This window comes from Acrocarpospora sp. B8E8 (assembly GCF_039871605.1).
In the GTDB taxonomy this organism is placed as follows: domain Bacteria; phylum Actinomycetota; class Actinomycetes; order Streptosporangiales; family Streptosporangiaceae; genus Acrocarpospora; species Acrocarpospora macrocephala.
In genome coordinates, this window is sequence record NZ_JBDPLV010000031.1 from 79,294 (window position 1) to 97,284 (window position 17,991).

Below are 17,991 nucleotides of genomic sequence, written 5' to 3' on the forward strand. Positions count from 1 at the left end.
CAGCCGGGTTCAGCCCGGAATGGCGGCCGGCGCCCTGCCGACGAGGCCGATCGCCGTCTCGATCGCCGCGCCGATCGCCAGCAGCCGGGCGTCGCCGCGCGACGGGCCGACCACCTGGAGGCCCACGGGCAGCCCTGCCTCGGTGAAACCGCCCGGGGTGACGAGGGCGGGATGGCCGGTCGCCGTGATCCGGTTCGCGACCAGCTGCCAGCGGAAGTAGCGGTCGAAGCGCACCCCGTCGATCTCGGGCACCCACTCCAGCTCTGCGAGGGGAGGGGGCACCGGGGTCGCGGGCAGCACCAGCGCGTCCACGTCCGCCAGCAGGCGGGCGGTGTCCCGGAACAGGTCGGTACGGCGGGCGAACGCCTCGGCGAGAGCCCGCGCGCTGGTCACGCGGCCCTGCTCCACGTTGCGCAGGAAGTCCTCGCGGTAGTCCGCCCTGGCGGCCTCGGACAGCGCGTCGACCCGCTCGTGGCCGTAGGAGAAGAACTCGAACATCTCGATCGTCTCCCAGGCCCGGTCGGCGTGGGAGAAGTCCGGTTCGCGGTCCACGACGGCCGCGCCGGCGGACTCGAGGGCGGCTCGGGCCCGCGCGTGCGCGGCGCGGATGTCCGGGTCGATCGGCAGACCGCCCACGTCGGCGCTCCAGGCCAGCCGGAGCCCGCGCAGGTCGAGCTCGTCCAGCCGGGCCAGCCCGTACGGATCCTGGATCCACGAAAGCGGCCACCGGGGGTCGTGCCCCGCGATCCCGCTCAGCAGCAGGGCCGCGTCGGCCGAGTCGCGGGCCATCGGGCCGAGCACCCCGTGCGGGCTCCAGGCGTTGCCGGGACGGCCGCTCGGCACCGCTCCCGGGGTCGGGCGCAGGCCGACCACGTTGCAGAACGCCGCCGGGTAGCGGATGCTGCCGCCGCTGTCGGAGCCGTCCGCGATCGGCAGCATCCCGCTGGCCACGGCCGCCGCGGCCCCGCCGCTGCTGCCCCCGGCGTGCCGGGTGAGGTCCCACGGGTTGCGGGTGGTGCCGAACACCGGGTTGAAGGTCAGGGTGCCGAGGCCCATCTCGGGGGTGTTGGTCTTGCCGATGATGAGCGCCCCGGCGCCGCGGAGGCGCTCGGCCAGCACGCTGTCGTGCGTCGCGGGCGGGGCGTCCGCGTGGACGGCGGAGCCGTGGACGGTCGGCAGGCCGGCCACGTCGACGAGGTCCTTCACCGCGGTGGGCAGCCCGTGCAGCGGGCCCAGCTCGTCCCCGCGGGCGACGGCGCGGTCGGCTTCCCCGGCCATCGCCAGCGCCGTCCGCCGGGGCAGCGGCGAGACGATCGCGTGGAGCGAGTCGTTGAGCTGGTCGATCCGGTCGAGGTGGGCGCGCATCACCTCCACGGCGGAGACGCGCCGCTCCCTGATGGCCGCCGCGAGGGCTCGGGCCGGCCAGCGATGGAGCGCGTCGGGGAACGTGGTCATGTTATGACTCCCGGTAGACGGTCCGGCCGCCGACGTCGGTGCGGAGCACGCGTACCGAACGCAACTCGTCGGCGGGGAGAGCGGTGGGGTCGCGGTCGACGGCGATCCAGTCGGCCAGCAGGCCCGCGCGCAGGACGCCGCGGTCGGCGCCCGCGAACGCGGCGTCGGCGGCGGAGCTGGTGTATCCGGCGAGCGCCTCGGCGACGGTGATCGCCTCGGCCGGGCCGAGCGGGTCGTCCCGGCGGTCGACGCGCCGGGTCACCGCCGTCCACATCAGGTGCCACGGGTCGAAGGGGAAGAACGGGCCGTCGGAGCCGAGGGCGACCAGGGCCCCGGCGTCGAGCCAGGACCGGAGCGGGTTGATCGTGTCGGTCCGCGCGCCCAGCTCGCCGGCGAGCCGCGCGCCGTTGAACCAGGTGATGGAGGGCTGCGCGCTCGCCACCAGCCCGAGCTCCGCGGCGCGGGCGATCGTGGCGGGGGCGACGTCGAGGTAGCCGTGGATGATCTGGAAGCGGCCGTCGCGCAGCGAGCGTTCCCCGGCCGCGCGGGCGAGCAGGCCGACCACCTTCGCGACGGCGCCGCCGCCGACCGCGTGGACGCCCATCGACCATCCGTACTCGATGCAGAATCGGGCGAACCTGGCGAAGTCCTCGTCCGCGAGGAGCTGCCGTCCCGGCGACCCGGTGGACGGCCACGGCGCGTCGAGCAGCGCCTCGCGCTTCAGGCCCTCGCCGTCGAAGTAGACCTTCACCCCGCCGATCCGCAGCACGTCGTCGCCGAACCCGGTGTGCAGGCCGAGCCCGCTGAGCCGCCCGATCGCGTCCTCGACGGCCGGCGCCCGCGGCGTGCCCAGCTCGGGGTACGGCATCGCCGTCACCCGCACGGTGAGCTCGCCGCGCCGCCACGACTCCTGGTATCCGCGCAGCTCCGGCTCGGTGACCGCCGGATCGATGACGCCGGTGATCCCGAGCCCGTGGATCAGCGGCTGGACCCGGCGCAGCGCGTCGGCGCGTTCCGCGGGGGATCGGGGGACGTCCCACCCCTCGCCGTGCCAGTCCCTGGCCATGATCTCCAGGAAGCCGGGGACGTCCGGTTCCGCGCCGCCCGCGTCGTGCCCGAACTTGAGCGCCGCCCGCGCCAGGTGCAGGTGGGCGTCGGTCAGGCCGGGCAGTACGGCGCCCGCGTCCGGCCGCTCGACGGCGGCCTCCGGGTAGGCGGCGCGCACCTCCGCGAGGGATCCGACGGCGGCGATCCGGCCCCCGGCCACGGCCATGGCCTGCGCGACCGGACGGGCGGGATCCATCGTGACCAGGTGCCCGGCCACGATCACCGGAGGGTTATTCAAAAGGAGCCCGGCGCAGTCTGACTGATCGCGTCTGCCTGCTGGAACGTCGTCAAGGGGCGAACTTTTGAATATCCCTCCGGGCTCGGCCCTCATCGGCGTCCCTCCCCGATCAGCTCGCCCGCGCCGTCGGCACGGGGGTCGCTCGCGGCGTCGAGCCGGGTCGTCCCGTCGGGCGCCACCAGGCGGCGGGTGAGCTGGACATGCCCGGCGATGTCCTCCGGGCCGGCGCGTTCGTCGACCGGCAGGTCCCTGGATCGCGCCGCGGCGAGCACCGCGGCGAGGCCGGGTTCGGCGACCAGGGTGGTGCGGTCGTGCCCGAGGTCGACGTCGCCGACCACCCAGCGCGGCCGGGCGAGCACCTCGGCGGGATCCCTTTCCGGGCCGGCGAGCAGGACGGGGGCGACCTGCGCCAGGATCCACGGCTGGGCGCGCCCGCCCTGGCAGCCGATCGCGAGCACCCCGGCGGGGGAGTCGACGATCAGCGGGCAGAGCGTGTGCGGCGGCCGGGAGCCGGGGGTCAGCCGGGCCGGGCTGGCCAGGTCGAGGCTGAAGGCCGCGCCGCGGTTGTGCAGGACGACGCCGGTCCCGGGTTCGAGCAGGCCCGCGCCGAAGGTCTGGAAGACACTCTGGATCAGCACCACCGAGAGCCCCGAGTCGTCGCTCGCGGAAACCGCCACGGTGTCCCCTCGGGCGGGCGGCTCGGACCACGGGGCCGCCGGGCCGGGAGCGCCCGGGGACCGACCGTTCGGGGACTGGGGGTCGAGGGCCAGGATCGCCGGGATGTCCACCGGTGCCGTGCGCGGGTCGCCGAGGTGGCGGACGCGTACCTGGACGGCCCGCAGGCAGGCGTCGAGCAGGGCGGCGTCGCCGGAGGCCGCGGCCGCCACGCCGAGCAGGAGTGGTCCCGCGGTCGGGGGCGGGGCGGCCCACCAGGTGTCCTGGCCGAGCCGGGCGGCGAGCGCGGGGACGACCTCCGCGTGGTGGGCGGCGAAGTCGGCCGCGGTGTGCAGGCCGCCGGCGGCGCGGAGCCCGGCGGCCAGGCGTTCGGCGATCTCGCCGTGGTAGAAGCTCGCCGGGTCGTCGGCGAGGTGCGCGAGCGTGCGGGCGAGGGCGGGCTGGGTGAACCGCGCGCCGGTCGCCGGCAGTTCGCCGTCCGGGGCGAAGAGGGCGCGCAGGCCGGGGTCGGCGAGCACGGCCCCGGCCCGGCTGCCGAGCGCGCGCCGCAGCCCGGCCGTGACGGTGGATCCCCGCTCGGCCAGGCCTTGGGCGTACCGGAGGGGATGGCTCAGGGGGAGCCGGGCGCCGAGGCCCGCCAGCGCCTGCCAGCCGGCGACGACACCGGGGACGGTGACGGTGTGCGGGCCCTGGCGCGGCATGGCGGGGCCGGGGAGGACGGCCGGGGTGAGGGCGGCGGGCGCGGCTCCGGCCGACACGACGGCCGATACGGTGGCAGACCCGGCCGCCGTCCCCGGGCCGTCCGGTCCGGGCCGGCGGACCAGCGCCACCAGGTCGCCGCCGAGCGCGCACTGGTGCGGGTAGACGACGGTCAGGGCGGTGGCGGCGGCGAGGGCGGCGTCGAGCGCGTTGCCGCCCGCGGCCACCGCGTGCCGCCCGGCGTCGACCGCCGCGCGATGTGGGGCCGCGAGGGCAACTTTGGATCCGATCGTCGTGCTCATGGATTCAGTATGCGGAGAATCACGCCAAAATTGGAGGAACATCTCGAAACAGTGTTGATAATCGACACATGGATACAATCGTCGCGCTTCGCGGCTCCCCCGGCGAGAACGCGTACGAGCCCGACCGGGTCCCGGACCGCCGCGGATGAGGCGGGGTGGCGCGCCGCGCTTCGCCACGCCCGCGTTCTGGCTGATCTTCGTTTCGTCCGCGCTCAGCAACGTCGCGTACAGCACCACGGCGCCCGTGCTGCCACGCTACGTGGTGGAGGTGCTCGGCGGCGGGCCCGCCCTGGTCGGATCGCTGGTGGGGCTCTCCCCGATCGCGTCGCTCGTGGTCCAGCCGTTCGCCGGCGTGCTGGCCGACCGGTACGGCTACCGCGTGGTCTCGGTGGCCAGCGGCCTGCTCGGCTCCGCCGGCGTGCTGTTGCTGCTCGTGTCGGCCACCGTCCCCGGCGTGGCCGCGGGCCGGGTGCTCTTCGGCGCCGGCGGTTCGGTGATCGCGACGGCGCTGATGGCCTGGGTGCTCGCGATCGTCGCCCCCGAGCGGCGCGGGCAGGCGCTGGGGGTGTTCGGCCTCGGCGTGTGGATCGGGCTCGCCCTCGGCCCCGTGGTCGGCGAGAACACCTTCCATCTCGCCGGGTTCGGCGCGGTGTGGCTGGTCTGCGGGGCGCTGCAACTGGGTTCCGTGGTCGCCGCCCTGGTCGTCCGCCACCGGGCGGACGGATTCCCGCCCGAGGAGACCACGGTGGTGACGGGGGAGAACCTGGCCGGTGGCGCGGCGGGTCCCACCGACGGCGCGCCCAGTGCCCCCAGCGCGCCCGGCTGGCGGGTCGCGGTGCGGTCGGTGACGCGGGCCGGGGTGGTCGCGGGCCTGGTCTGGGCGACCGAGGGCGTGCTGCTCACCTACCTGGTGCTGCACCTGGAGTCCCGGGGGGTCCGGCCGGACGGCGTGTTCGGCGGGGCGAGCGTGTTCACCGTCTTCGCGGCCTCGGTGGTGCTGGCCCGGCTGGCGGTCGGCGTGCTGCCGGACCGGATCGGCGCCCGGCGGTCGGCGGTGCTGGCGCTGAGCTGCGTGGCCGCGGGGCTGCTGGTGGTCGCGGCGGCGGGGTCGTTCGCGATGGCGGCCGCCGGTGCGGTGGTGCTCGGCGCCGGGTTCGCCCCGCTGTTCCCGTCCCTCACCATGATCGCCACAGAACGGCTGCCGCCGAGCCTGCGCGCCACCGGGCTCGGCTTCTTCAACGCGTACATCGCCGTCGGCCTGGCCGGGGGATCGTTCCTCGGGGGCGTGCTGTCCGGCTGGTGGGGGGAGTGGTCGGCGTTCGTGGCCGCCGCCGCCCTGGCGGTGGCCGGTCTTGGCGTGCTGGCGGCCGAGCCGGGGCACGGCCTGCGCGCCCGGCCTCCTGCCGCTTAGAGCTCCGCCACCGGTTCACGGGCGTCGAGCCACGCCGTCACCTCCTCGCTGGTCACCAGCGCGTCGCGCTGGAGGTACCGGACGGCCTCCAGGGCGGCGTCGTGGGCGCGCTGCGAGGAGCCGCCCACGCAGTCGGTCAGCACCTTGACGTGGTAGTCGTGCTGGTGCGCGTCCACCGCCGTGTAGTGGATGCAGACGTCGGTCAATCCGCCGATCAGCAGCACGGTCTGGGCGCGGTGCGCTTTGAGCACGATCTCCAGCTCGGTGCCGAAGAACGCCGAGTAGCGGCGCTTGCGGATCAGGAACTCCTCGGGCCGCGGCCGGATGTGCGGCGCCAGCTCGGTCTCCGGCCAGCCCTCGACGCAGTGCGGCCCCTCCACGCCGTCCAGCTCGCGCCCGATGTCGACCAGTGACGGCTTGTGGACCTCCTGGATGAAGACGACGGGGACGCCCTTGGCGCGGCAGTCGCCGATCAGGTTCTCGACCCGCGCGACACGTTCGGACCGGCCGCCCATGTGCGGGATCTCGGTGCGGGACTCCGCCTCGGGCACTCCGCCGCCCTGGATGTCGACCACGATGAGGACGGCGTTTCCGATGATCTCCATGCTCCGGCTCCTTTGGGGTCAGACGTCAGATCTGGATCCTAAATCATCTTGCTAGGATCCAGAATGTTCATTTTCTTGAGGGGAGCCGGCATGAGCCTGAGCATCCAGGACGAGTTCATCCGCGCCAACCGGATCCGCGCCCTCGTCACCCCCGCGCTGCTGGCCGAGGCACGCGCCCATCCGCCGCGCGGCGGGCAGCCGGCCGCGCTGGTCGAGGTGCTGGACTTCCTGCGCCGCAACCCCGACCCCGAGCTGCCGCGGTACGCGGTGCTGCGCACGCCGGACGGCTTCGCGGTCGTCCGCCGCGCCACGGTCCGCGGCGCGCCCCCGGCCCCGGACGGCGCCGACCGGCACGCCACCCGCCGGGAGGCCGAGCACGCGGTGCTGCTGCGCAGGCTGCGGGACTACGGGCTGCTGCCGTGAGCGGGCGTCCCGGGGTGATGGGGTACACCGACCGGATCTCCTACCGGCCGGGCGACGACGTGACCTGCTACGTGAGCACGCCCGCGGCCGAGTGGAGCGCCCGGCTGGTCCGCCTGCTCGCGCTGTCGATCCCGAGCGCGGATGTGCGCCGCCGGGTCGTTCCGGTGCCCGGGGTCGCTCCGATCACCCGTCCGGGGGTTGTCCAGGAGACGGTCGCGGGCTCGTCCGTACGGGTCGACGGGTTCCCCGCGGCCGGGCCCGCCGGGGTGACCGTGGCCGTCGCGGTGATGCCGACCCGGCCGAGCGCGGACGCCCAGACGGTGCTCGCGCACTGGGACGGCACGGCGGGGTGGACGCTCGGCCTGGCCGCCGACGGGCGGGCGCGGCTCGTGGTGGGCACGGCGGCGGGCGTGGCCGAGCTGGTCGCCGGGGCGCCGCTGGTGTCCGGGTGCTGGTACGAGCTGCGCGCCTCGATCGGCGGCGCCGCGGGAGCGGCCGTCGAGCTGGAGGTCGCCGCGTGCGGCACGTTCGAGGCCGACCGGGTGGTGCTGCCCCCCATCGCTCCGGCCCGGGCGGAGACCCGGCTGGCCGGGGATCCGCTTTCCCCGCGGGGCGTCCCGCTGCGCTGGGGGCGGCGGGCGGAGAGCGCCGGCGGCGAGGGGGACGAGCGTTACGACGGGCGGGTCGAGAACCCGGTGGTCGTCGGGCGGGCGGGGGCGCGCGGTGACCGTGCCGCGCTCGCCGGGCATCCGGACGTCGTCGCCGCCTGGGATCTGGCGGCGGGCATCGGGCCCGGGGGCGTCAGCCGTACCGGTCACGTCGTGGACGCCGGGCCGTACGGGCGGCACGGGACGGCCGTGCACCACCCGCAGCGCGCGGTGACCGCGTCCGGGTGGACGGGGGACGTCACCGACTTCCGGTTCGCCCCCGGGCAGTACGCCGCGATCCACTTCCACCGGGACGACATGACCGACTGCGGCTGGCGGGATCCGGCCGTGCTCCGCCTGCCGTCCGGCCTGCCGAGCGGCGTGTACGCGCTGGAGCTGACCGACGGCGACGGCGCCGCCGACACGGTGCCGGTGTTCGTCCGCCCGGCCGGGGACGCCCGGCCGGCCCGGGTGCTGCTCGTCCTGCCCACCAACAGCTACCTCGCCTACGGCAACGACCACGTCGGGGTGGACAGCCCGCGCACCCAGGTGTGGACCCAGCAGGTCCCGGCCCTCGACGACTTCGAGCTGTTCCGGGACGCCCACCGCGAGCTCGGCTACTCCTTGTACGAATCGCACGCCGACGGCACCGGCGTCTGCTACTCCAGCTGGCGGCGCCCGCTGCTCACGCTGCGCGAACGCGCCTACGACCACAACGCGCCGGTCTGGCAGTTCACCGGGGACATGCAGCTGGTCGACTGGCTCGACCGCTCGGGCATCGAGTTCGACGTCGCCACCGACCGGGACCTGCACCGCGAGGGCGCCGGCCTGCTGTCCGGGTACGCCGTCGTCCTCACCGGGACGCATCCGGAATACCCGACCCTGGAGATGCTGGACGCCTACGAGGAGTACGCGGCCACCGGCGGGCGGCTCTGCTACCTCGGCGGCAACGGCATGTACTGGGTGACCGGGGTCGACCCGCAGGACGAGCAGGTGATCGAGGTCCGGCGGTGGGGCGGCACCCAGGCCTGGCTGGCCGGGCCCGGCGAGTACCACCTGGGGTTCACCGGCCAGCAGGGCGGCATCTGGCGGTTCCGCGGCCGGGCGCCGCAGAAGACCTTCGGGGTCGGGTTCGTCGCGGCGGGCAATCCTGGCTCGGGGGCGCCGTACCGCCGGGTCGCCCATGACCCCGCCACCGACTGGGTGTTCGACGGCGTCCGCGCCCGGGATTTCGGCGCCGACGGCGTGTCGGGCGGCGCGGCCGGGCTGGAGATCGACTCGGCCGCCCCGCCGCTGGGCACCGCGGCCGAGGCGATCGTGCTCGCGACCTCGGTCGGGCACGACGACGACATGCTGGAGGCCCGGGAGAACTTCAACATGACCAGCCGGGTGCTGGGCGGCGGGCGGAATCCGCGGGTCCACGCGGACCTGGTGCTCGTTCCCCGGGCCGGTGGGGGAGCGGTCTTCTCGGCCGGGTCCATCGCGTTCGCGGGGGCGCTCCGCGAGCTCGACGGCGATGTCAGCCGGCTGCTCGGCAACGTCGTCCGCAGGTTCGCCTCGGGGGCCCCGGTGCTCGACGAGCCCGGGTGACCGAAATCCGATACCTGTCCTTAACCTACGGATGCATCCTAGGCGCTTACATTGGATCCAAGACACCTCAAAGTGAATCCACGATCCTCGAGGTATCTGCGACACCGCAGCGTCCCGACTTGGAGGCTCGAAGCCTATGTCCGCTCCAGCGCCGCTCCGTCCCCTTCCCCCGCGGTCCCTTCCCTCACGGTCCACCCGCCGCCTGTTCACCGCGGTGGCGCTGTCCCTCACCGCCGCGCTCGCGCTGAGCGCCTGCGGTGGCGGCACCGAGTCCACCACGAGCGCCCCGTCCGGCACGGCCGCCCCGTCCGGCGGACAGAAGCTGTCCGGCAGGATCGTCTGGGCCGACTTCGGCGGCCCCACCAACAAGGCCCGCCAGACGACCTACTTCGACGGGTTCACCGGCGACACCGGGGTGGAGGTGGTCTCCACCGTCGAGGAGGACGCGCTCGCCGACACCATGCTCAACGGCGGCGCGGGCGACTACGACGCCATGCACGTCGGCCTCGACTTCGCCTACCACTACAAGGACAACATCCTCTCCCGGCCCGCCGGGGCCACCTTGGACCAGCAGCTGCCGGAGGACATCAGGGACAAGGCGTGGGGCACCTTCCTGGTCGGCCACGCCCAGGGCTACCTGACCAGCACCTTCCCCAACGGCGGCCCGCAGACCTGGGCCGACTTCTGGGACGTCAAGAAGTTCCCCGGCAAGCGGGCCTGGCCCGGCACCCCCGGCAGCTACGACAGCACCTGCGAGGTCGCGCTGCTCGCCGACGGCGTCGCCCCCGACCAGCTCTACCCGCTCGACCTCGACCGATGCACCAAGAAGCTGAACGAGCTGCGCCCGAACATGGTCTTCTACAACGCCTACCCGGAGATCCAGCAGCTGATCGCCTCCGGGACCGCCGCGGTCGCCCTCGGCCCGAGCGGCCAGTACGCCGCGCTCCGCAACGGCGGCCAGGACATCACCGTCTCCTGGAACCAGGCGGTCGTCGCGCCCAACGTGATGGTCACCCCCGCCAAGGCGCCGAACGCGGACAACATCTTCGCGCTCGCGGAGTGGATGAGCGACCCGAAGCGGCAGGCCGAGTTCGCGAAGCTGACCGGCTACGGCCCCGGCAACCCCGACGCGTTCCAGCACATGACCGAGGAGACCCTTGCCACCATCGTCAGCTCCCCCTCCCACGACAAGATCGTCTGGCAGAACTCCCGGGCGCGGGCGGAGCAGCGTGACGCCCTCCTCGCCTGGTACACGGGCTGGCTTGCCCAGTAGCCCGGATCCGGCCGGCCCGGCGACCGTGGTCGCCGGGCGCATCCGGACCATGGATCCCGCGCGGCCGCTGGCCGAGGCCATGCTCGTGGTCGGCGACCGGATCGCCGCCACGGGCGACCTGGCCGACGTGCGCGCCCTGGCGGGCGCGCGCGTCCCCGTCCACCGGGCGGCCGGGCCCGTGCTCCCCGGCTTCATCGACTCCCACGTCCACGTGCTCACCGCCGGACTCGAACGCCGGCGGCTGACCATCTCGGAGGCCGGGTCGGTGGCCGAGGTGGTCGACCGGATCCGGGACTGGCTCGCGGCCAACCCCGGCCACGACTGGGTCGTGGTCGGGGCCCACTTCCACGAGGAGGACCTCGCCGAGGGCCGGCTGCCCACCGCGGCCGACCTGGACCCGGTCTCCCCGGGGGTCGGCCTCTACCTGGACCGCCGTACCCACGACGCGATCGTGAACAGCGAGGCGATGCGCCGCGCCGGGATCGGCCGCGCCACCCCCGATCCGCCCGGCGGGCGCATCGAGCGGACGCCGGACGGCGAGCCGACCGGAGTCCTGGTCGAGCGCCCGGCGGCGGACCTGGTCTTCTCGCTGATCCCGCCGCCCTCGGCGGCGGAACTGGCGGCGGCCCTGGACGAGGCCCAGCGCCACCTGCACTCGCTGGGCGTCACCGGGGCGAGCGAGCCCGGCCTGTTCCCCCACGAGATGGCCGTCTACCAGGACGCCTGGCGGACCGGGCGGCTCACCCTGCGGACCATGGGCATGCCGCTGGCCGACACCGACGTGCCGCCCGGGCGGTTCCTGCGCGGGCTCGGCGGGCTCGGGGTGCGGACGGGGTTCGGCGACGAGCTGTTCAAGCTGGGGCCGCTCAAGGTCTACCTGGACGGCACCGGCGGCTTCGGCACGGCGCTGCTCTCCCGGCCCTGGCCGGGCACCGACGGATACCACGGCAACCAGACCTGCGGGTCTGAGACCTTCGAGGAACTCGTCCGGTTCTGCGCCCGCGCGGGGTGGTCGATGGCGGTGCACGCCGTCGGGGACGAGGCGGTCCGGGTCGCCCTGGCGGCGTTCGAGCGGGCCGACGCGGAGTGGCCCATCCGCGACCTGCGGTTCTCGATCATGCACTGCTACCTCTGGCCGTCGGCGGAGAGCATGGCGCTGGCCGGGCGGCTCGGCGTGCTGCTCTCCACCCAGCCGTCCATGCAGTGGCGGGTGGCGTCCGGTATCGCCGCCCGGTTCGGGGAACCGGCCGCCGCCACGGCGCCGCTGCGGGACTGGCTCGACGCCGGGGTGACGGTGGCGGGCGGCTCCGACGGCCCGGACTTCCCGATGGCGCCGCTGTTCGGCATGTGGCAGGCCAGGACCAGGCGGGTCCGCGGCCTCGACGCCCCGCTCGGGCCCGAGCAGGCGATCACCGCCGAGGAGGCGCTCCGCATGTACACCGTGGACGCCGCCAGGTACTGCTTCGCCGACGGGGAACGCGGGTGGCTCGCGCCGGGCGCGCTCGCCGACTGGGTGGAGCTCGACGCCGATCCGGTGGCGACCGAGGACGAGCGGGCCGGCGACATCCAGGTGCTCAGGACCGTCGTCGGCGGCCAGACCGTATACGCCGGATGACAGGAGGGACATGCCCATTCACACCGTTCTCGGGCCGATCGAGCCCGCCGAGCTCGGGCCGACCTCGATGCACGAGCACCTGCTCAGCGACCTGCGGGTGTGGAGCAGGCCGAGCGCCGAGGAACCCCCGCCCGGGGTGCCGATCGGCCCGGAACTCCTCGGCTACCTGCGGTGGAACGCCTTGTCCATCCCGGAGAACCTGGTGCTGCACGATCCGGACGTGGCGGTGCGGGAGCTGGCGGACGCGCGGGCGGCGGGCGCGAGCGCCGTCGTCGAGCTGACCCTGGAGGGCATGGGGCGGCGGCTCGCCGAACTGCCGGACATCTCCCGCCGCAGCGGCGTGCACGTCTGCGTGGGCGGCGGGTTCTACGTGGAGCAGACCCACCCCGCCCGGGTGCGCGCCGCCGGCGTGGACGGCGTCACCGAGATGCTCCTGGCCGAGCTGCGGCACGGCATCGGCGGCACCGGCATCCGCCCGGCGCTGCTCGGCGAGATCGGCACGAGCTGGCCGGTGACCGACGGCGAGTGGAAGGTGCTCCGCGCGGCCGGCCGGGCCGGCGCGGAGACCGGCGCCGCCGTCTACGTCCACCTCTCGTTCCGCGGCAGACCCGCCATCCCGGTGCTGGAGGCGCTGGTCGAGGAGGGGATGGACCCGGCGCGGGTGGTCATCGGCCACCTCGACGAGTACTTCGACCCCGGCTACCACCGGGAGGTCGCGCAGGCCGGGGCGACGCTCGCCTACGACACCTTCGGCTCGGACTTCCTGTACGGCGACCCCGCCCAGCGCAACCCCACCGACGCGGAACGGTTCGAGATGGTGGCCTGGCTGCTCTCCGAGGGTTTCGCGGACCGGCTGGTCATCGGGGCCGACGTGTGGGCGCAGGCCAACCTCAAGCACAACGGCGGGTTCGGTTACGACCACGTGTTCCGGCGGATCGGCCCGGGGATCACCCGGCTGGCGGGCGGGGACCCGAAGGTCGTCGAACGCATCCTCATCGAGAACCCGCGCCGCCTGTTGAACCGGCCGTAACCGTGGTGGGTCCTCAAATGACCCCCCTTGGCGTAAAAACACGATCAAATCGTATTATTGGATCCAAGTGATCAAAACTAGGATCCCTTTCGGCATTGGGGGCACGACGTACATGAGCACGACCGCAGCCGACGGCAGGTTGGTCCCGCTCCGCGACGAGGAGCCGTTCCTCGTCGGCGGGGTGTGGGTTCCCCCGGGCGACCGGGACCGGATCGACGTCGTCGATCCCGCGTCCGGCACCCTGCTCAGCCGGGTCGCCCAGGCGACCGCCGCCGACGTCGACGCGGCGGTCGCCGCGGCGGCCCAGGCGCACGCCGACGCGCGCTGGCGCGGTCTGCCGCCGCTGGAGCGCACCCGCGTGCTGCACCGGGTGGCCGAGCTGATCGAGGCGGCCGCCGAGGAACTCGCGGTGCTGGAGACCCGGGACAACGGCAAGCCGATCGAGCGGTCCCGGGCCGACGTCGCGGCGGGCGCGCGGACCTTCCGGCACTTCGCGGGCGCCCCCGGGCGGCTGACCGGGGCGGTGATCCCGATCGACGGCAACGGCGCCCCGCACCACGCGTACACGGTGCTGGAACCGGTCGGAGTGGCCGCGCTGATCCTGCCGTGGAACTTCCCGATCATGACCGCCTGCTTCAAGCTGGCCCCGGCCCTGGCCGCGGGCTGCCCGGTCGTGGTGAAGCCCGCCGAGCAGACGCCGCTCACCATGCTCAGGCTCGCCGCTGTCTGCGCCGAGGCGGGGCTGCCCGACGGCGTGCTCAACGTGCTCACCGGCGACGGCGAGGCCGGTGCCGCGCTCGTCGCCCACCCCGGCGTGGCCAAGGTGTCCTTCACCGGGTCGACCGAGGTCGGGCGGCTGGTGATGGCCGCGGCGGCGCCGTCCATCACCCGGCTGACCCTGGAACTCGGCGGCAAGAGCCCGAACATCGTGTTCGCCGACGCCGACCTGGACGCGGCGGTGGTCACCGCGATGCGGGCGTCCTTCGGGCACTCGGGGCAGATGTGCACGGCCGGGAGCCGGTTGCTGGTGCAGGAGTCGATCCTCGGCGAGATGCACGAGCGGCTGGCCGCCGCCGTCGCCAAGGTGCCGGTGGGCGACGGTCTGGCCGGCGGGATCACGGTCGGCCCGCTGGTGTCGGAGGAGCAGCGCGGCCGGGTGCTGTCCTACATCGAGGCGGGGGTGGCCGAGGGCGCCACCCTGGCCTACGGGGGCGGCGTGCCCGACCGGCCCGGATTCTTCGTGGAACCCACCCTCTTCACCGGGGTGCGCAACGACATGCGGATCGCCCGGGAGGAGATCTTCGGCCCGGTGGTCGGGGTCATCCCGTTCGCCGACGAGGCCGACGCGGTCGCCATCGCCAACGACTCCGACTACGGCCTCGCCGCCGGGGTCTGGACCCGCGACGTCGCGCGGGCGCACCGGATGGCCAGGGAGCTGCACGTCGGGACGGTGTGGATCAACACCTACAACATCTTCGACCCCGCCCTGCCGTTCGGCGGGGTGCGGGACTCCGGGCTCGGCCGGGACCTGGGCGACGAGGCGCTGCACGGCTTCTGCGAGCGCAAGAGCGTCGTGGTGGCGCTGTGACGACGCAACTCGACGGGGCGGCTCCGGTCGCGGCGGCGACCGGCCGGCTGGTCGCCGCCGCCCGGGCCGCGACCCCGGGGGCCGGGCACGCCCGCCATCTCAACGCCGCCGGGGCGGCGCTGCCCAGCGCGGCCGTACTGGAGACCGTCGTCGACCATCTCCGGCTGGAGGCGCGGATCGGCGGCTACGAGGCCGCCGAGGCGGTCCGCCCGCGGGCCGAGCAGGCGTACGGGCTGGCCGCGCGGCTCATCGGCGGCCGGGCCGAGGACGTGGCCTTCACCGAGAGCGCCACGGTGGCCTGGCACCGCGCCGTCGACGGGCTGCGCCTCGGTCCCGGCGACCGCGTGGTGGCGACCTCGTCGACCTACGTCAGCTCGGCCCTGCACCTGTTCGAGCTGCGCCGCAGGTACGGGGTCGTGGTCGAGGTGATCGGCGCCGACGAGACCGGCGCGGTGGATCTCGGCGCGCTGCGGGCCGCCCTGCGCACGCCCGCCGCCCTGGTCACCGCCGCCCACGTGCCGACGTCGTCCGGGCTGATCGAGCCCGCGGCGGCGATCGGCGAGATCGCCCGCGCCGCCGGCGTGCCCTACCTGCTCGACGCCACGCAGTCGCTCGGCCAGCTTCCGGTGGACGTCACCGAGATCGGGTGCGCGCTGCTCGTCGGCACCGGCCGCAAGTTCCTCCGCGGGCCGCGCGGCACCGGGCTGCTCTGGCTCGACCCGGTTCTCGGCGCCGGGCTCCGGCCGCCCGCGCCCGACGTGCGGGGCGCCAGCTGGACGGCCGACGACGAGTACGGACTGGTCCCCGGCGCGCGCCGGTTCGAGACCTGGGAGTACTCCCACGCCCTGCGCCTCGGCCTCACGGCGGCGCTCGAAGAGTTCCACGCGACCGGGGCCGACGCGACCCACCGGCACATCGCCGCCCTCGGCGCGGAGCTGCGCGCCGCGCTCGCCGCCGTCCCCGGCGTCCGGGTCGTCGACCCGCCCGCGGCCGGCGGCGGCATCGTGACCTTCGTACGCGACGGCGAGACGCCGGCCAGGACGGCTCGCGCGCTCCGCGTCGCCGGGCTGCACGTGGTCTCGGTCCCGGCCGCGCACGGCCAGTGGGACCTGGGCCGCCGTGGCCTGCCGGGGGTGGTCCGGGCGTCGGTGCACGTCTACAACGACTCCGACGACATCGCCGCCCTGGTCGACGCGCTGTCTCCCAGGGTGTCTCCCAGGAGAGCCGGAGCGCCGCTGCCGGGTGACCGGCCGGTGTCCGCGCCCGCCCTGCTGTCCGAGCACGTGGACACGATCGTGATCGGCGCCGGGGTGCACGGTTCGTCCGCCGCCTGGCAGCTCGCGGCGCGCGGCGATCGCGTCCTCCACCTGGAGCAGTTCGCGGCCGGGCACGGGCGGGGCTCCTCACACGGGCCGACCAGGATGATCCGCCGGGCCTACCCGTCGCCGGTCTGGGACGACCTGGTCGACCGGGCCTACCTGGCCTGGGCGGCGCTGGAGGCGGAGTCCGGGCGCGCCCTGGTCACGCGTACCGGCGGGCTCTACGCCCGGCCGGCGGGCGGGGGAGCGGGCGGGCTGCGCGGGCCGGGCTGCACCCTGGTCGACGGCGCGCGAGCGGCCGAGATCTTCCCCGGCCTCGCGCTGGGGGACGAGTACGTCGCGGTGCACGACCCCGACGCGGGAGTGATCGACGCCGCGGGCGCGCTGGCGGCCCTGGCCGAGCTCGGCCGCGGGTACGGCGTGCGGCGGCACGACGGAACCCCCGTGCTGGACTGGGCCCCTGACGGCGAGGGCGTGGTGGTGCGCACCCCGCACGGCGCCGTGCGGGCCGCCCGCCTGGTGGTCTGCGCCGGACCGTGGACCGGGTCGCTGATCCCGGCGTTCGCGGACGTGCTGCGTGTGATCCGGATCGTCAACATCCACGTGGGGTCGTCGGTCACCTCCACGCTCGCGCCGCCCGCCCTGGGCAGCTTCTCCGTGGACGTCCCGGACGCCGGCCTGCTGTACGGCATCCCGGCCATCGGCGGCCGCGCGGTGAAGATCGGCCTGGACCTGGGCCCCGACGACGATCCGGCTACCGTTCCCGGCCCGGTGACCGAGACGGAGCGGGCCACGCTGCGGGCGCTGGCCGCCCGTTTCCTGCCCACCGCCGACGGCGCCGTCGTGGCGGACCTGGCCTGCCGGTACACGATGGCGCCGGGCAACCGGTTCGCGGTCGGCCCGCTGCCGGAGACCCCGCAGGTGCTGGTCGCGGCGGCCTGCTCCGGGCACGGGTTCAAGTTCGGCCCGGCCATCGGGGCGGCGCTGGCCGACCTCGCGTACGGTGTGCCCCGGCCTGACCTGGACTTCCTCGACCCCGCGCGGATGCTGCGCCGGGAGCGGTGACCGATGCCGGTGCGCCGCGGCCCCGGCCGCACGGCCTGGTCAGCCGCGGAACACCGTCGCCGTCCTGCGCTCGTACCAGCGGGCGAGCTGCTCCCCGGCGGCCAGCACGTGGTCGCGCATCTCGCGGCGGGCCAGCTTGGCGTCCTCGGCTTCGAGCGCGGCGACGATCCGCTCGTGTTCGGCCAGGTTGTCCGCCCGGTGGCGCGGGTCGTCCTGGAGCACGAGGGCCGAGACGTTCCGCGGGAAGGCTTCGTTGATGTCCCGGATGGTCCTGGCCAGCCGCTCGTTCCCGGCCATCTCGTGGATCAGGGTGTGGAAGCGGTCGTTGGCGATCGTGGTGGGCGACACCGGCCCCCCCGGCCCGGGCGGGGCCGGCGGGCGCTCGTTGGCGCGGAGCACGTCGTTGGTCCCGCGGAGCTCGGCGAGCAGCGTCCTGGTCACCCGGCGGACCGCCCGCTCGCAGGCCAGGCCCTCCAGCTCCGCGCGCACCTCGTACGCCTCCCGCACCTCCCAGGGGGAGGGCACGCGGACCACGGCCCCCCGGCGGGGCAGCACCTCGATGAGCCCGCCGGCCTGGAGCTGGCGGAGCGCCTCCCGGATCGGGGTGCGGCTGATGCCCAGCTGCGCGGCCAGCTCCGCCTGCCTGAGCTGGGCGCCGATCGGGATCTCTCCCGACATGATGCGGGCCCGGATCGCGCTGGCCGTCTCGTCGACCAGTGCGCTTCGGTCCAGGGAAGTCGCGTCGGAGTCCACGGAAGGAGACCTTTCACCTGCGGGTGGGACGGGGCACGACAGCGATTCGCGTCCCAACGATGGATCCAATTTCGCGAGGTTGGGTCGACGCTGGCAAGCGAATCATTCCGCGATCGCGAACGTGGTGGCAACTTGAGCGACCCTGTTCGGTCCCACGATGACTATCTGGATCCATAATAAGGGCGATAGGATCCCA

At 74.8% G+C, this 17,991-nt stretch carries 13 protein-coding genes; 8 read left to right on the forward strand and 5 right to left on the reverse strand.

Translation table 11 applies throughout. The annotated features are described in order from the left end of the window. Positions 1-9: 9 nt before the first annotated feature. From ABGB08_RS27905 to ABGB08_RS27915, 3 genes are all read right to left on the reverse strand, one after another. On the reverse strand, positions 10-1,455 hold the full coding sequence (locus ABGB08_RS27905; RefSeq protein WP_347595538.1) for an amidase family protein: 1,446 nt from the start codon (positions 1,453-1,455) through the stop codon (positions 10-12). 1 nt (position 1,456) lies between these two features. Further along, complete coding sequence (locus ABGB08_RS27910; RefSeq protein WP_347595541.1) at positions 1,457-2,785, reverse strand: amidohydrolase family protein; 1,329 nt, start codon at positions 2,783-2,785, stop codon at positions 1,457-1,459. A 104-nt stretch (positions 2,786-2,889) separates the two neighbouring features. After that, on the reverse strand, positions 2,890-4,476 hold the full coding sequence (locus tag ABGB08_RS27915) for a gamma-glutamyltransferase (RefSeq protein ID WP_347595544.1): 1,587 nt from the start codon (positions 4,474-4,476) through the stop codon (positions 2,890-2,892). A gap of 145 nt (positions 4,477-4,621) precedes the next feature. On the opposite strand from ABGB08_RS27915, the gene ABGB08_RS27920 reads away from it, so the two are divergent. Further along, a complete protein-coding gene (locus tag ABGB08_RS27920) occupies positions 4,622-5,887 on the forward strand; it encodes an MFS transporter (RefSeq protein ID WP_347595547.1) in 1,266 nt (421 codons plus the stop codon). Here the strand turns inward: ABGB08_RS27920 and ABGB08_RS27925 are convergent. Next, the gene (locus ABGB08_RS27925) at positions 5,884-6,492 is read right to left on the reverse strand and encodes a cysteine hydrolase (protein WP_347595550.1); all 609 of its coding nucleotides are present in this window, start codon (positions 6,490-6,492) and stop codon (positions 5,884-5,886) included. The two genes, ABGB08_RS27920 and ABGB08_RS27925, sit on opposite strands and share 4 nt — an antisense overlap. 90 nt (positions 6,493-6,582) lie before the next feature. Here ABGB08_RS27925 and ABGB08_RS27930 point away from each other — a divergent pair, with 90 nt between their 5' ends. From ABGB08_RS27930 to ABGB08_RS27960, 7 genes are all read left to right on the forward strand, one after another. Further along, entirely contained in the window at positions 6,583-6,915 is a 333-nt protein-coding gene (locus ABGB08_RS27930; RefSeq protein WP_347595553.1) for a hypothetical protein, read from the forward strand. After that, positions 6,912-9,152, forward strand: a complete 2,241-nt coding sequence (locus ABGB08_RS27935) for a N,N-dimethylformamidase beta subunit family domain-containing protein (protein WP_347595556.1) — start codon at positions 6,912-6,914, stop codon at positions 9,150-9,152. The genes ABGB08_RS27930 and ABGB08_RS27935 overlap by 4 nt, the downstream gene beginning before the upstream one ends. A gap of 136 nt (positions 9,153-9,288) precedes the next feature. Further along, complete coding sequence (locus ABGB08_RS27940) at positions 9,289-10,425, forward strand: extracellular solute-binding protein (protein ID WP_347595559.1); 1,137 nt, start codon at positions 9,289-9,291, stop codon at positions 10,423-10,425. Continuing rightward, positions 10,415-12,040 carry an amidohydrolase gene (locus ABGB08_RS27945; RefSeq protein WP_347595561.1) on the forward strand — a complete coding sequence of 542 codons (1,626 nt, stop codon included), beginning with the start codon at positions 10,415-10,417 and terminating at the stop codon, positions 12,038-12,040. The genes ABGB08_RS27940 and ABGB08_RS27945 overlap by 11 nt, the downstream gene beginning before the upstream one ends. 10 nt (positions 12,041-12,050) lie before the next feature. Continuing rightward, complete coding sequence (locus ABGB08_RS27950; protein ID WP_347595564.1) at positions 12,051-13,070, forward strand: hypothetical protein; 1,020 nt, start codon at positions 12,051-12,053, stop codon at positions 13,068-13,070. Between the two features lie 112 nt (positions 13,071-13,182). Continuing rightward, positions 13,183-14,658: an aldehyde dehydrogenase family protein gene (locus tag ABGB08_RS27955; protein ID WP_347595566.1), complete on the forward strand. Its 1,476-nt coding sequence runs from the start codon at positions 13,183-13,185 to the stop codon at positions 14,656-14,658. After that, positions 14,655-17,042 carry an FAD-dependent oxidoreductase gene (locus tag ABGB08_RS27960; protein ID WP_347595569.1) on the forward strand — a complete coding sequence of 796 codons (2,388 nt, stop codon included), beginning with the start codon at positions 14,655-14,657 and terminating at the stop codon, positions 17,040-17,042. Before ABGB08_RS27955 ends, ABGB08_RS27960 begins: the two co-directional genes overlap by 4 nt. A 39-nt stretch (positions 17,043-17,081) precedes the next feature. Here ABGB08_RS27960 and ABGB08_RS27965 read toward each other — a convergent pair whose 3' ends face one another. Then, complete coding sequence (locus tag ABGB08_RS27965; RefSeq protein WP_347595572.1) at positions 17,082-17,795, reverse strand: GntR family transcriptional regulator; 714 nt, start codon at positions 17,793-17,795, stop codon at positions 17,082-17,084. Positions 17,796-17,991: the final 196 nt, after the last annotated feature.